Genomic DNA, 14,251 nt, shown 5'->3' on the forward strand with positions numbered 1-14,251 from the left:
CTCAGCGCTCCAGCGTCTTCGACGCCTTGCCGCGGTTCTTGATGATCAGCATGATGTTGCGGATATAGATGATGGTCGCGAGCGATTGTCCCAGGATGATGACCGGCTCGCGCTTCACGACGCCGTAGACCAGCGTCATCAGTCCGCCGCCCATCGAGCAGAACCAGAACGCCATCGGCACCACGCTGTTGCCGGCGCGCTCGCTCGCGATCCACTGCACCAGGAAGCGCGCGGTGAAGAACAGCTGCGCGACAAGGCCGAACGCCAGCCAGAAATCGAACTTGGCGACGAAGACGTCGTAGAGATAGTTGCTCAGCGCCTGACCGTATTGAATGATCATGCGTTCACCTCAGTCACATCTGGTGTCGGCTTCTTGCGGCGGATCAGCCACCATACGCCGGCGAGATCCATGATGCCGATCCAGAGCCGGTCGAAGAAGCCGTAGTTGGACACGCCGGAATGGCGCGGCCGGTCGATCACGTCGACATAGGCGATGTCGTAGCCTTCACGCCGGACCAGCGCCGGCAGGAAGCGATGCAGCCCGTCGAAATAGGGCATCATCAGGAAGACCTCGCGCCGGAATGCCTTCAGCCCGCAGCCGGTATCCCGCGTGCCGTCCTTCAGGATGGAGTTGCGGACGCCGTTGGCCACGCGCGACTGGAATTTCTTGAAACCGGTATCCTTGCGCCCGACACGCTGCCCCGCGGCGAGGCCGACGCGCCCTGCTCCCTTCTCGACCGCCGCGATCAGGTCGGGCAGAAAGGCCGGATTGTTCTGGCCGTCGCCATCGAGGGTCGCCACGATCGCCCCGCGCGCCGCGCGCACGCCGCTGCGCACGGCCGCGGATTGGCCACCTGATCTGGCATGGCGAAGCTGGCGCAGATTGCTCCGCTGCGCCATGATCGCCGCGAGCCGCTCGCCGGTCGCATCGGTCGAGCCGTCGTTGACGTAGATGATCTCATAGGCCCAGCGGCCATCGAGCGCCGCGCCGATCTCCGCGATCAGCGGCGCGATGTTGTCGGCTTCGTTACGCACGGGAACGACGATGGAAACCGAGGGCTGGGAAACCGAAGGCTGGGACGACGACAAATCGAGGCTCGTGGTTGGAATGGGCCTTCCCGGGGAACCGGCGGCCCCGACAGGCAGCCGCTTTTATGGGGCGGATGCCCCGCGGGCAACCCTTTTGAGATGGCCCGAAACCGCCCCGGCAAGGGGCACAATGGTGCCATCGGCGCAGATGGCAAAGCCCAGCCGCCTGGCCGCGAACCAATAGCGGACCGCCATGGCGCCGACCGTGCCGACCAGGGCGCCGGCCACGACGTCGCTCGGGTGATGCGCGACCAGCACCAGACGCGTCAACAGGATCACGATTGCGTAAGTGAACATGAACACGCGCAAGCGCGGCCACAATGCCGATACTGCAAATGCCAGAGCGAACGCCGCCACGGTATGGCCCGACGGCAGGCTGGCATAAGCCCCCGTCCCCTCGAACGGCACGAAGTTGAACGGATTGGCCTTGCCGCCGACAAACGGACGTCCGCGGCCGATGATATATTTCAGGACCTCGGCAACGAATGCCGACACGGCAATCGACAGAAATACAAACTGCAGCCGTGTGCCGAGACCGAGGAGCAGCGCGCGGCTTGTGCCGTGAAGCCCGGCCGCAACGAACGCCAACACCACCAGCAAGCCCCCGAGGACCGAGAGCAGATACTCGTCCTTGCCGAAATCGGTGAGGATGCGGATCGGCCACAGGCTTGGCGTGCCGCGAGCCGGCATCAGCTGGATCTCGGTCTGGTCGAACGCGAGCATCAGCGCGATGACGAGAGCCGCGCCCGCCGCACTAAGCCACAGCGAATGCCGCGCCAGTTTTCGCGCGGCCTCTGCGCGGCGTGAATGCGAGGGCGTGCGGACGAGCTGCGCCAGCGCGCTCCGGGACACGGCGAGCAATTGCGCGGGATAGCCCGGACGGGGCGCGGGGCTGGTCGTAACAGGCATCCTATTCGGTGCCTTCCGAGCGGAAGATCGAGATCGAGATCGCGCGCCCTTGCGAGAAATTGTAGCCGTCGATGCGGGTGCCGACCTTGTAGCGCAGCCCGATCGCCTCGGCGCGCTGCACGAAGCTCCGCTCCGAACGCTGCTCGATCAGCGCAAAGCGGCAGCTCCCCTGCCTCAGGAAGTCGGCCGCGCCCGACCCGTCCGTGAGCAGGGTCTGGGTGCCCGTCAGGAAGACGAGGCTCGGCTCGTGATAGCCGGCAGCAGCCGCCTTCGGCCCGACGCAGGTGACGTTGCGCAGCGCGCGCGCGATCTCGATGCTCGGAAACAGGGGCGTCAAGGACGGCAGCACGATGCCATACACCACCACCGCCAGCATCAGGGCCGCGACCAGCGCGTTGAGCAGCGAGCGCTCGGCGCGGTTGTTGTCGTAGAGCCACCAGGCGAACAGGCCGAAGATCAGCGATGCCGCGATGAACGGCCAGGCCACAAAAGCCGGCTGCCGCGTCAGCATCACCGCACCGACCACCGCGATGATTGAGGCGGCCGCGGGGATCGCGAACCACCAGGCCGAACCGCGCATCAGCCAGGAGCGCGACAGCACGCGCCGCTCCACCGCACCGGCGGTGAGAATGGCGATCGCCGGATACAGCGGCAATACGTAATGCGGCAGCTTGGTCAGCACCGCCTCGAACACGATCCAGGACGGGATCAGCCAGGCCAGCAGAAACTGCGCGCCGGGCTCACGCCGCGCCCGCCACACCGCGGGTGCCGCCATCGCCGCGAGCGGCGCGCCCGGCCAGAACGTGATCCAGAACAGCGCCAGATACATACCGGGCGGCGCGCCGTGGGATTCCTGGGCGCCGATCTTGCTCAGCATGTCGCCGCCGACGGAATCGGCGAAGAAGGCATCGCCCGCGCGCCAGAAGATCGCGACGAACCAGGGCAGCACCAGCACCAGCATCCACATCAGGCCCCAGACCGGGCGCAGCTTCCACAGCCAGGAGGCATCGCGGTCCTGGATCGCGAGGGCGACGATGGTCAACCCCGCGAACATCAGGATCAGCGGACCCTTGATCAGGATGCCCACCGCAAGCGCGGTCCAGAAGATCGCAGGCCAGCTCCACGGCGGATGCGTCTCGTCCTCGGCGCGCTGCCAGGACAGATAGGCGCGCGCCATCGCACCCATCGCGGCGGTCACGCAAAACAGCAGCATCGCGTCGGTCTTGGCCAGCCGCGCCTCGACGCCGAGCAGCACCGAAGCGCACATCATCAACGCCGCCAGCACCGCGGCGCGCCGCGTGACGAATCCGAGCGCCGCCCAATAGGTCATGAGCACGGCGCCGATCGCTCCGAACAGCGACGGCAGCCGGTAGACCCAGATCCGCAATTCGGCCTTCGGCAGCTTGAGCATCGAGGCGGCTTCGACCGTCGCCGATTGCAACCAGTAGATGCCGACCGGCTTCTTATAGCGGACGTCCTCCTGGAAGCGGATATCGACATAGTCGCCGCTCTCGACCATCTGCTTGGTGGCCTGGGCGAACCGCGCCTCGTCGCGATCGATCGGCGGGATCGTGAAGAAGCCCGGCAGGAACAACAGCAGCGCGCACAGCACCAGGAAGGCGACGGCGCGGGCATGGCTGGCCGTGGCGACATCGAGCATGCTCACGAGCCGGCTGCCCGGATTTGCGGGCGATTTCGGCTCGCGGGGCGCTCCAAAACGGGGAGTAGGATAGGTCTCGGCCATTGGTTCCGCTTACGCTGAAACCGCCATCGCCACAACCGCTTGAGGCAGGGTCATTGAATTCGAATGACGACTGTGTCCGCGGCGCCCGTGGCGTCGATCACGGTGAGCCGCGCAAAGCCCGGACCGGGCGGATCGATCAGGCGCTGGCGGCGGCCATCGATCTCGCCGAGCGCCGTGCCGTTAACCATGACGGTCATGGGCAGCACGCCGCCAGCGACCTTGACCGGCATCGCGGCGCTCTCCTGGCCCCCGGACCGATCGACGTCGATCCGCGAGCCGTTCAGCGGAAACTGGATATGCAGCGCCTGCTCACGGCCGGTCCGCACCAGTTCCCCCACCGGGCGGAACCGCTTCAGCGGCAGCGGCAGCTTGGCGTTGCTGGCAACCAGGGTTCCCCTTGGCGGCTTCGGCAAGGCGGCCAGCGTCTTGCCGGTGCGGGCGAAGGCATCGAACAGGATCGGAGCGGCGGCGACGCGCCCGATCAGGCCCGGAACCGGCGCACCATCGGGCCGGCCGACCCAGACGCCGACGGTCATCCGGCCGTCGAACCCGACCGACCAAGCGTCGCGATAGCCATAGGAGGTGCCGGTCTTGAAGGCGATACGGTTGTGAGCGGCGTTCTCCGGCGGCGGCGTGCCCAGCAGCACGTTGCCGACCTGCCAGGCCGCGACCTGGTCCAGCAGCCGGAGCGGCTCGCGGTCGTCCTTGTCAGCCATCACCTCGCGCAGCGGCTTGGTGGTGCCGAGGCGGGCAAAGCCCGTATAGAGCTGGGCGAGATCCTGCAGCGTCACGCCGACGCCGCCGAGCCCCATGGCGAGCCCCGGCGCTTCGTCCTTAGGCAGAACCAGATTCCCGCCGGCCTGCCGGAGCCGCGAGGCCAGTCGGCTGGAGCCGACGCGGTCGAGCAGCACGATCGCGGGCACGTTCAGCGAGAGTTGCAGCGCCTTCCTCACGGGCACCGTGCCCTGGAAGGTCATGTCGAAATTTTCCGGCGCGTAGGAGCCGAAGCGGACCGGCCGGTCGTCGATCAGGCTCTCCGGATGGACGAAACCGTCCTCGAAGGCGAGCCCGTAGATGAAGGGTTTTAGCGTCGAGCCCGGCGAGCGGATCGCGCGGGTCATGTCGACCTGCCCTGCCCGGCTCTCGTCGAAGTAATCGGCCGACCCTACGCGTGCGAGCACGTCGCCGCTCTCGTTGTCGACCACGATGATGCCGACGGAGATGTTCGGCCCGAGCGCAATGGCGCGGTCGCGCGCCAATGGCTCCAGCACCTTCTGCAAATTCGCATCCAGCGTCAGCTTGATGACCGGCGTATCCTTGACCGTCGACAGCGCAGTGTCGGACGCATGCGGCGCCAGGATCGGCATCGGCCTTCGCAGTCTTGGCACGGGCACGGCCTTGGCCTGCCTTGCGTCGTCGGCGCTGACCACATGCTCCTCGACCATGCGGTCGAGCACGCGATCGCGCGCCTTGCGCGCGGCCTCCGGATGGCGATCGAGGCGGCGCGTCTCCGGCGATTGCGGCAGCGCGACCAGCAGCGCGGCTTCGGCCAGCGACAGGCGCTTCGGCTCCTTGCCGAGATAGCCGATCGAGGCGGCGCGGATGCCCTCGAGATTGCCGCCATAAGGCGCCAGCGCGAGATAGAGGTCGAGGATCTGCTCCTTGCTCATGCTGCGCTCGATCTCGATCGCGCGCACCATCTGCCGCAGCTTGGCGTAGAGCGAGCGCTGCCGCCGCGGCTCCATCAGCCGCGCCAGCTGCATACTGATGGTCGAGCCGCCTGAGACGATGTGGCCGCGCGTTGCCAGCTGCAAGGCGGCGCGCCCGAGTGCGAGCGGGTCGAGCCCGTTGTGGGCGTAGAAGCGCTGGTCCTCATAGGCGAACAGCAGCTTCAGATAGGTCGGGTCGACGCTGGATTTGGCATCGACCGGCAACCGCCAGCGGCCGTCGGCCATGGCGTAGGCCCGCAGCAGCTTGCCGTTGCGGTCGACGATGGTAGTGGACACGTGCCGGGCCTCGTCGAGCGGGAGAGGTCCGAGCGAATAGACCCAGGTCACGAAGCCGACGATGGCGAGGATGAGGGTGAGAGCAGCGCCGGAGAGGATACGAAGGCCCCTGCCCCGGACTCCGTCATGGCCGGGCTTGTCCCGGCCATCCACGCTCTTGCCGGCCGCGCCGCAGTTCGTGGATGCCCGGGCCTTCGCCGCGCCGAAGCGGCTTCGGCCGCGCAGGCGGGACAAGCCCGGGCATGACGACTGAGTATGTGGCTCCGCTGCGCTCATCCCATCAGCACTCACTTCGCCGGCCGCACCTCGACCGTTCCCGTGCCCGTCCGCCCATAGCGCGAGGGATTGTACATGTCCTCGACATAGGCTTGCGGCAGCACGTATTTGCCGGGCGAGACCACGCGCACGATATAGGCGACGGTGAAGACCGACTTCGAATCCGAGGCGCGATCGACCGCCGCAGTGAAGCGGTCGTCGCGGAACTCGGTATCTTCAGGCTCCTCGCCGTCCTCGATCCAGTCCAGCGTGCCGCTGTCGCCCGACGACACCAGCTTCGGGTTGTCGATCTCAAGGCCCGCCGGCAGATAGTCGGACACCATGATGTGGCCGTACTCAGGCTTGGCCTCGGTGATCTTCAGTACCACCGCGAAGCGCTGGTTCTGCTTGACCTTGCTGATGTCGGCCGGCTTGCCGTCGAGCGTGAAGTAGTTGCGCTCGATCTTGAAGCCGTTGGACGCAGCCGGCTCCGGCGTCACCGGCGAGCCCGACACCGAGACCACCGCCTGCACGGGCGCATCGCCGGTATTGGTGATCTTCAGCGGCTTGCCCTCCAGCGTCGCGGCCTTATAGCTGCGGTACAGCGCGGTCTTGACCGGCTGACCGTCCACTTCCATGGACAGGTTCTCCTTGGCCAGCGCCCGCGCCGCCAGCACCAGCCAAGCATTCTCCTGCGTGGAGGTGTAGGGCGTGAGCCCGCGCGCGGTCTCGACCCGCGACACCGCCTGGGTCAGCGTCGCCTTCGGCGCGTTGCCTTCGCTCGCGAGCGACACCAGAGCTGCGGCATCGCGAAGCTGCGAGCCGTAGTCGGTGCGGCCGAACTCCAGCACGGGCTTCGGCGCGAGGCTGTCGAGCGCGGCGCCGTACACGCGTTCGGCGCGGTTGCGATCGCCGACCAGAGCGAGCGCCGCCGCGAGCTGCGACTTCGCGATCGGGGTTGCGAGGTTGCTGAGCTTGGTGTCGGCGAGATAGCGGAGATCGCCGATCGGCGCCGCACCGTTACGTGCGAGCACATAGAGGCCGTAAGCGAGATCGCGCCCGCCGTCCTTCTCCGGCTCGTTGCCGTTGACGACGGAGTTTCTGACACGGTCGAGCGCGTTCTTGAACAGGACGTCCGGCACCGCAAAACCCTTTTCGCGGGCGCGGGTCAGGAAGTCCGTCACGTAGGCGTCGAGCCAGGCGTCGTCGCCGCCGGCCGACCACAGGCCGAACGAGCCGTTCGAACCCTGACGGGCCAAGAGCCGCTCAATCGCATCGCGGATGCGCTGATCGACCTCGGTGTCCATGGCCAGATGCGCACCGGCAGCAAGGTCGTTGACATAGAGCAACGGCATCGCGCGGCTCGTGATCTGCTCCGAGCAGCCATACGGATAACGGTCGAGCGCTTTCAGGATCGTCGCCGCATCGAGCGCGGTCGACAGGCTGGCCGAAACGGAGACGCTGCCGGTGCCCGGCACGAGGTCGGAGAACATGTCCGAGGTCAGCGTCAGGCTCTCGCCTTTCGCCAGCGTCCGGATCGAACGGCGTGCCAGGACCTGCGTCGCCGCCTTGACGTCGAACGCGTAATGGCGCGCCAGCGTCAGCCCGTTCGGCCCCCTGATGTCGACGTCCAGCGTCGCCTGCCCGGCCGCGGTCGCGTCGATCGCCAGCGCAAACGAGTTGCGCTGCTTGGCGGCGAGCTTGACCGTGGTGGCGGGATTGCCCGTCATCTTCACGGGGCCGCCGGTCTTCACGTTGATGACGTAGTCGCCGGCCTGTCCCTCGACATTGTCGATCTCGAGGTTGACCGTGCCGTGGTCGCCATTGAGCAGGAAGCGCGGCAGGGTCGTGGTGAGCACGACAGGATCGCGGATCACGACGTCGGTGTTGGCGCGGCCAAGCTTGGTCGCGGTCCACGCCACCGCCATCACGCGCGCGGTGCCGGCGAACTCCGGGATGTCGAAGCCGACTTCCGCGCTGCCATCGGAGCCAACCGTGACGATGCCGGAATAGAGCGCCAGCGGCTTCTGCGCGGGCGGCGAACCCTGCAGCTCGGCAGCCCCAGCGTCACCACCGGACTTGATCTGGCCTCGCGTGCCGGACATGCCGTCGATGAGCTGCCCATAGAGGTCGCGGATCTCGGCGCTCAGGCGGCGCTGGCCGAGATAGTAATCGTCCGGCGCCGGCGGCTTGTAATTGGTGAGGTTGAGGATGCCGACATCGACCGCGGCGATGACGATCTTGGCGTCCTCGCCCGGATTGAGCCCGTCGAGCTTGACCGGGATCTTCAACGTTGCGTTGGGCCGGATCAGCGCCGGCGGCGACAGCTTGACCTGCAAGGTGCGGGCCTGCTTGTCGATGCCGAACCATTTCAGCCCGATCGCCCGGCCCGGCATGCGCTGGGCAGCGGCATCGAGCGGGCGGCGCAGCGTCGCCACCACGTAAGCACCTGTGCCCCAGTCCTTACCAACCGGGAGCTTCACCTGGGCAGTGCCTTCCTTGACGTCGATCGTCTGCGTCGTCAGCAGGCGGTCGCCGAGCACGTTGACGGTCAGCTTGCCGGCGCTGCGGACGTTGACCGACACCGTCATGGTGTCGCCGGAGGAATATTGCGGCTTGTCGATCGAGGTCTCCAGGAGGTCCGGCGTGTCGGCGCTGCCGTCGGAATACCAGCCGACGTCGAACTGCACCGAGGTCACCGGGCCATCGGCGTCGTTCGACTTCACATCGAGACGGTAGCGGCCGGGCTGGGGAGTGAGCGAAATCCGCGCCGGCTTGTCGGCCGTAACGGTCACATCACCGTCGGCAACGCGCGAGGTCGACTTGACCGGCTCGTACTCCCAGTAATTGTTCTGGCGATACCACTGGTAGCGCGACTCCATCTTCAGGAGCTCGTAGCGCAGGCCGTCGCGGCGCAACCTCTCGCCCTCGGGCGAGACGAACAGGACATCGAACTCGGCCTTGTCGCCCTCGGCGACGTTCTTGTCACCGAATAGCGGCTTGACGCCGATCAGGGCGGTCGCGGGCGCCACCGGCAGCACGATCTTGCGCTCGACGGCGCGGCCGCCGGTCTCCACCATGCGGACGAAGATCTGGGCTTCCTGCGGACGGGTCGAAGCCGGCTGCTTGTCCAGCGTCACCGGGAAGGTCGCAACGCCATTGGCGTCGGCCTCGGGCAGATTCTCGAGCGGCGTGCGCTCGTTGGAGGTGGTCTCCTCGTCGGCGACGCCGAACTGGTAGCCGGCAAAGCCCGGACGTTCGCTCGCGGTCGCGACCAGCATGTCGCCTTCAAGCTGCAGGCCGGACGCGGGCGCGCCATAGAGGAAATGGCCGTCCGCCTTAAGCTCCACTGGAGCGTTAGCTTTGATCAGCTTGTCCTTGGCGGACAAGTCGAATTCGATCCGATCAGGAACGTAGTCCTCGACCATGAAAGTGGTCTCACCGACCGAGGAGCCTTTCGGGTCGGTGAAGGCGCGCACCCGCCACGTCCCGGTCGGAACGGCCGAGTTGAGCGGCACGGACAGCGTACGGCCGCCGGCGCCCTGGTCGGCGAGCACGGCACGTCGGTATTCGACGCCATCAGGGCGCTCGATCACCAGCGTCAGCGGCCCGCCGCTGACGGCATTGCCCTGCCCGTCGCGCAACAGCGCGGTGAGATAGACGGTCTCGCTGGAGCGGTACACACCACGCTCGGCATAGACGAAGGCGTCGGCGCCTGCAGGCACCACGCGGCCTGAGACGCCGCGATCGGACAAATCGAAGGCGGAGGACTTCAGGCTGAGGAAGGCATAATCGGCCTTCTCGCCCGTGACCGTCAGCATCGCCGGCGACAGGCCGCCCTCGCCGCGCGCAAGGCCCGCCTCGAACAGCACATGGCCGCTGTCGTCGGTCTTGCGCGTCGCCAGGATCTCGTTGTTGCGGGCAACGAGCCGCACCTCGGCCTTGCCGACCGGATCGGTCGAGGCCAGCGAGTTCACGAACACGTGGATACCGTCATTGCCGGAATAGGCTGACACCCCGAGATCGGAGACGATGAACCATTGGGTGGCGAGCTGGTAATCGTCGTCCGAGCCCGGACCCTTGGCGGCGGCCGTCATCACGTAGACGCCCGGCTGAAGCTCGCCGAGCGCCTGGTCAACCGGAAAGGCCGTGGTGACGTCCTGGTTCAGCGTCATCGCGGTTGCGAGCTCGCCGGTCCAGACCTTCACGCCGCGCTCGCCGCCGAGATCGGAGAGCTGGTATTTCGACAGCGTCTTCTGGAAATCGCTGTCGACCACAGTGTTGATCAGATTGCGGTCGCCGATCCGGAACACGTTGATGTTGACCGCGGGCGTGTTGACGCTGACCACGGGAATGCCGCGCTGGCCGGTCCGCGGCAGCACATAGGCCCGGCTGGTGAAGCGCACGAACGGCTTGCGGTCGCGCACATAGACGTTGAACTCGGCCGATTTCGGCAGCCCCTCCTTCACGGTGGACGGCAGGCCGGCGCGCAGACTGATGTTGTAGCGCTCGCCGTGCTTCAGCCCGTCGACGCAGAGCTGCTTGCCTTCGGCCGACAGCGCCGGCTTGTCCTGGCCCGCCAACGCCAGGAACGGCGCAAAGTCGGTGCGTTTTGCCAATTCCTCGGAGAACTGGAAGCAGGCGCGCGGGCTCGCCGAATCCGAGTCCACGGTATAGTCGAGCAGCCGGAAGCCGTGCTCGTCGCGCATCTTCTCATATTGGCCGCGGACGTCGGCGACCTCGCGCATGTCGAGCGACAGCCGCAGCGAATCCAGCGCCGGCCGCCACAGCTTGCGTTCCGACAGCGACTTGCCGAGCACGGCGAGGGCGTCGGCCTCCTCGCCGGGATTGCCGGCGCGCTGGTAGGCGATGTAGGCCGCGGTCGAGGCGCGTTCCAGCAGGAAGGTCTGCTCGCTCGAGCTCTTCGGCGATATCTGGAAGATGACCTTGGCGAGCCGTAGCCAGTTGGCGGCGTCCTCCGGCGTGGTCGCGGCGATCTGGCCGAGCACCGACAGGCCGGTGCGATAATCATTGCGCCGGAAGGCGGCGTCCGCGTCGGTGCGCAGCGTCGCGTTGGACTTGGCGACCGGCCCGGCCTCGCTCTTGATCTGGGCCTCCAGCTTGATCGCGGAATCGGCGAGGTCGTCGCGCTTGAACGCCTTGTCCGCGGCATGCGCGGCGGCGAGGCCGAGCGCCAGCGTGGCGCAGAGTGTGACGGCGCGAACAAGACCGATCATGATGGACTCCCGGAAATCGCGGACAGCCGCCCGCGGGCAGCATGAAATGCGCGGAAAGGTGACGGACTCAAGGCGATGGAACCAAAGGTGCAATTCGTCGCATTCGCCATGGAAAGGCAAGCCCAGAGGAGACCGATCAAGATACCGCCGCTCACACCGTCCTGATGGCGCAGCGATACCCGACCCGTCGACCGGCGGCCACATCCCGGAAGCTGGCCAGCGTTCCCGGCGATGTGATCCATCGTCCAGTCCGCTGCCGCTCAACCCGGCACCCTGACATGCCACCGTCTCGCTTTGTCGCGGCTCTGAGGAAAACGGTTCGGTTCAGACTTGGCGAAAGACGATATTTTTCATATTTGGCATGGTAGATGAACCAGCCGGCCTCCAAACGGAGGCTGGCGCAGCGACGGTCCCATAGCTCAACTGGATAGAGTAGCGGATTTCTACTCCGCGGGTTGCAGGTTCGAGTCCTGCTGGGATCGCCAGTCTCATTTCTAAATCCACCGCCCTTCACGAACGCGTGGGTAACCATACGCGGGCCTTTGAACCGTGCCGATCAGCCCTATGTAAGCGGCGGGCGAATTGCGCCCGCGTTAAGGACTCCGATGCTTCCTGCCGAATGGACGAGAATGGCCATCGCATCTGCGGTGGCGATCGTCGCGATGTCGTTTTTGGCAATCGACGCAGGCGTCGTGAACACCAGTGTGGTCACCAGGCCCATCAAGGTGGCTCAAGCATCGATCATTGGCGCCGCCATGGGCCAGCATCACCTTTCCTTCGCCGTTCAGGAGTGGGCGCGTCCCAGCCGCGACAACAGCGAAAAGCCGGCCTTGGAGCACTGCCTGGCGATCGACTGATCGAGGCGCCCTCTTCCGCGCAAGCGACGACATTCATCCTCGGCCACCTGTCGACTGACGAACGTGCCACCATCGCGCAATCGCCGCGGTGAGATCATCCCAGACCTCCGTCGGCAAGTCCGAGACCGCCACCCGCACGCTGTATTGGTCCGTGGTCGCGTCGTGAAACCACTCGGTCGCGGCGAAGTCGAAACCGAAGCTGCCGGCATGGCGAATCGGGAGGCCCTCGGCGCGCAGTTCGTTGCTCATGTCCTCGGCGGCCTGCCGCGCGCTCGCCTCGTCGAGAGGGCTCCTGCCCCGCAAGGTGACATAGAGACCGTGGGCGAAATGGAGTTCGGCAGAGAGCGCCGGGAGTGTTGCAGCAAAATGGCGGGCCATGCTGCGGCCGTTGCGCAGGATCGCCGCAACGCGCCTCTTTGTGAGGGCCCAGTAGACCGCGCTGCCGACAAAGGGCGGGAAGTGCGCCGGCAACGCCGCGCCGCCGAGCAATCGCACCGCGTTGCGGGTTTCGGCCGCGAGACGTGTCCATTCAGGCCGCCCTGCCCGCTGCAGGTCATCATTCCCCTGCACGAAAACCGCCGAGCCCAGGCGGCCATATTCCGCCCCGAGCGAATCGAGCTTGTTGTGGCTTCGCACCAGCACCAGTGGAATTCCGTATCGCCGGGCCCAACTCAGGACGCGCCGGATCCGGCCCGAGCTGCCCGCGAAGCATGTCGTATCGAAAATCACGAGATCGAGACTCGAGCCGTCGCTTCGGATCGCCGCCTCAAAAGCGCCGGCGCGGGAGCAGGAATCCAAAAGCAGAATTTTCGGCGAATTCGCCGAAGCAAACGCATCACCCAACGGCGGCCTCAAAGCCACGAGCCGCAAATGAGGAACAAGGCCCCGGATCAGCTCCAGCGTCTCGCCATAGGAGCCGGGAAGCACCAGCAAATCAGCCCTCTCGACGATTTGCGCGGAGGCCAGCAGGACGGCGGAGATCGCAGCCATGCCCGAGGCAGTATAGATCGCCGCGCTCATGCAGCCGCATTCGAACTCATAGAAGGAAGGACCGCGCACCGTAAGATCGGCCCGCTGGTAATCGTAACTGAACTTGAACGGCCCGCTGACGGGATCGGCGCTGTGCGACCAGGCTGTTTCCGTTGCCTTCCACTCGTGCAGCTCGTGCTCTGCCCTGAGCGCCGCAGTGATCTGGAATTTGGACCTGACGACCTCGTCGACCGATCGCGGACGCGTCAGATCGAGCCGATGGCTCAGGCAGTCATTCAACAGCCCGAGTTCCCTGTGCTTCCGTTCCAGATAGGCCTGAATAGTCTCCATGCGCGTCTTGGGCAGATCCGATCGGACGTCAACGTGCGGAAATCGCCTTGGGTCCAACGCACGCCTGCTGCAACGAACAACGATCCTGGCCGTTGAGACGGTGCAAGGAGGACAACATGTCTGAGATCAGAGAGCACATGAAAATCATCGGCAAGGACGGCGCACATGTCGGCACCGTCGACCGCGTCGAGGGCAACCGCATCAAGCTGACGCGCAAGGACAGCCCGGAAGGTCACAAGGACCATCATCACTACATCGACATGAAATATGTCGGTGCCGTCGAAGGCGATGTCGTCAAGCTTTCAATGAATGCCGACGCCGTACCGAAGACGGAAGCCGCCTGAACATTGAGCCGCCTGAACATTGAGCCCCTTCGGGGGCTTTTTGTTTGTTCACGATCCGACTCCGCTTCGTTCCAAAAGCACGAATCGTAATCGTAATGTCGGCGCCGCGCATTTCTTAACGTCGCGTTTCGTCGGATCGATCACGTCGCCATTCACGTATCCATGGGCACGAGCGTCGGCCGCAGCAGGTAGGCGTCGATCGCAGCGTTCGACAACAACAGCCTGCGGCGCTCTCCTCGCAGCATCAACCGATCGATCCTGTTCAGGATGAAGCGAGCGGAGTCCTCGTGCTCGCCTGTGAGCAAGCCGGATCGGTCGAGATATTTCCAGGCAATGTCGAAGGACTGTGCGCGTAACTCGGGGTCGGTCATGGACGGCCAACGTCCGCGGGGAATGGAGGTTCCTGTTCGAGCGCGAGCGAGGCGGGTCGCCTTGCGCAACGCCAGGCGTATCGAACACGGCACAACAAAATGAGCAGCGGCATGGAACG

At 65.9% G+C, this 14,251-nt stretch carries 10 protein-coding genes and 1 tRNA gene; 3 read left to right on the forward strand and 8 right to left on the reverse strand.

What is annotated here, in order from left to right; genetic code table 11:
• Window position 1: 1 nt before the first annotated feature.
• The 6 genes from CIT37_RS21295 to CIT37_RS21320 all read right to left on the reverse strand — a co-directional run bounded on the left by CIT37_RS21295 (window position 2) and on the right by CIT37_RS21320 (window position 11,240).
• Window positions 2-340: a lipid-A-disaccharide synthase N-terminal domain-containing protein gene (locus tag CIT37_RS21295; RefSeq protein ID WP_028144720.1), complete on the reverse strand. Its 339-nt coding sequence runs from the start codon at window positions 338-340 to the stop codon at window positions 2-4.
• Entirely contained in the window at window positions 337-1,089 is a 753-nt protein-coding gene (locus CIT37_RS21300) for a glycosyltransferase family 2 protein (protein ID WP_028144721.1), read from the reverse strand. The genes CIT37_RS21295 and CIT37_RS21300 overlap by 4 nt, the downstream gene beginning before the upstream one ends.
• A gap of 63 nt (window positions 1,090-1,152) precedes the next feature.
• Complete coding sequence (locus CIT37_RS21305) at window positions 1,153-1,998, reverse strand: phosphatase PAP2 family protein (RefSeq protein ID WP_028144722.1); 846 nt, start codon at window positions 1,996-1,998, stop codon at window positions 1,153-1,155.
• Between the two features lies 1 nt (window position 1,999).
• Complete coding sequence (locus CIT37_RS21310) at window positions 2,000-3,742, reverse strand: ArnT family glycosyltransferase (protein ID WP_028144723.1); 1,743 nt, start codon at window positions 3,740-3,742, stop codon at window positions 2,000-2,002.
• Window positions 3,743-3,792: 50 nt separating this feature from the next.
• A complete protein-coding gene (pbpC, locus tag CIT37_RS21315) occupies window positions 3,793-5,901 on the reverse strand; it encodes a penicillin-binding protein 1C (RefSeq protein ID WP_038970279.1) in 2,109 nt (702 codons plus the stop codon).
• Between the two features lie 134 nt (window positions 5,902-6,035).
• Complete coding sequence (locus CIT37_RS21320; protein WP_095424180.1) at window positions 6,036-11,240, reverse strand: alpha-2-macroglobulin family protein; 5,205 nt, start codon at window positions 11,238-11,240, stop codon at window positions 6,036-6,038.
• 408 nt (window positions 11,241-11,648) lie between these two features.
• Here CIT37_RS21320 and CIT37_RS21325 point away from each other — a divergent pair.
• Together CIT37_RS21325 and CIT37_RS21330 are read left to right on the forward strand one after the other, a co-directional pair.
• Window positions 11,649-11,725 (forward strand) — tRNA-Arg (locus CIT37_RS21325).
• A 144-nt stretch (window positions 11,726-11,869) separates the two neighbouring features.
• Entirely contained in the window at window positions 11,870-12,097 is a 228-nt protein-coding gene (locus CIT37_RS21330; RefSeq protein WP_157158010.1) for a hypothetical protein, read from the forward strand.
• A 33-nt stretch (window positions 12,098-12,130) separates the two neighbouring features.
• Here the strand turns inward: CIT37_RS21330 and CIT37_RS21335 are convergent, their stop codons facing one another.
• A complete protein-coding gene (locus CIT37_RS21335; protein WP_028144727.1) occupies window positions 12,131-13,417 on the reverse strand; it encodes a hypothetical protein in 1,287 nt (428 codons plus the stop codon).
• Between the two features lie 116 nt (window positions 13,418-13,533).
• On the opposite strand from CIT37_RS21335, the gene CIT37_RS21340 reads away from it, so the two are divergent.
• Entirely contained in the window at window positions 13,534-13,761 is a 228-nt protein-coding gene (locus tag CIT37_RS21340; protein WP_028144728.1) for a DUF2171 domain-containing protein, read from the forward strand.
• A gap of 152 nt (window positions 13,762-13,913) precedes the next feature.
• On the opposite strand, the gene CIT37_RS21345 is transcribed toward CIT37_RS21340, so the two are convergent.
• On the reverse strand, window positions 13,914-14,132 hold the full coding sequence (locus tag CIT37_RS21345) for a hypothetical protein (protein WP_028144729.1): 219 nt from the start codon (window positions 14,130-14,132) through the stop codon (window positions 13,914-13,916).
• Window positions 14,133-14,251: the final 119 nt, after the last annotated feature.

This window comes from Bradyrhizobium ottawaense (genome assembly GCF_002278135.3).
GTDB lineage: Bacteria > Pseudomonadota > Alphaproteobacteria > Rhizobiales > Xanthobacteraceae > Bradyrhizobium > Bradyrhizobium ottawaense.

Bases quoted from the DNA above. Each gene is read 5' to 3' on its own strand.
- CIT37_RS21295 (WP_028144720.1), bottom strand. From the start codon at position 340: ATGATCATTCAATACGGTCAGGCGCTGAGCAACTATCTCTACGACGTC.
- CIT37_RS21305 (WP_028144722.1), bottom strand. From the start codon at position 1,998: ATGCCTGTTACGACCAGCCCCGCGCCCCGTCCGGGCTATCCCGCGCAA.
- CIT37_RS21310 (WP_028144723.1), bottom strand. From the start codon at position 3,742: ATGGCCGAGACCTATCCTACTCCCCGTTTTGGAGCGCCCCGCGAGCCG.
- CIT37_RS21320 (WP_095424180.1), bottom strand. From the start codon at position 11,240: ATGATCGGTCTTGTTCGCGCCGTCACACTCTGCGCCACGCTGGCGCTC.
- CIT37_RS21330 (WP_157158010.1), top strand. From the start codon at position 11,870: ATGGCCATCGCATCTGCGGTGGCGATCGTCGCGATGTCGTTTTTGGCA.
- CIT37_RS21335 (WP_028144727.1), bottom strand. From the start codon at position 13,417: ATGGAGACTATTCAGGCCTATCTGGAACGGAAGCACAGGGAACTCGGG.
- CIT37_RS21340 (WP_028144728.1), top strand. From the start codon at position 13,534: ATGTCTGAGATCAGAGAGCACATGAAAATCATCGGCAAGGACGGCGCA.
- CIT37_RS21345 (WP_028144729.1), bottom strand. From the start codon at position 14,132: ATGACCGACCCCGAGTTACGCGCACAGTCCTTCGACATTGCCTGGAAA.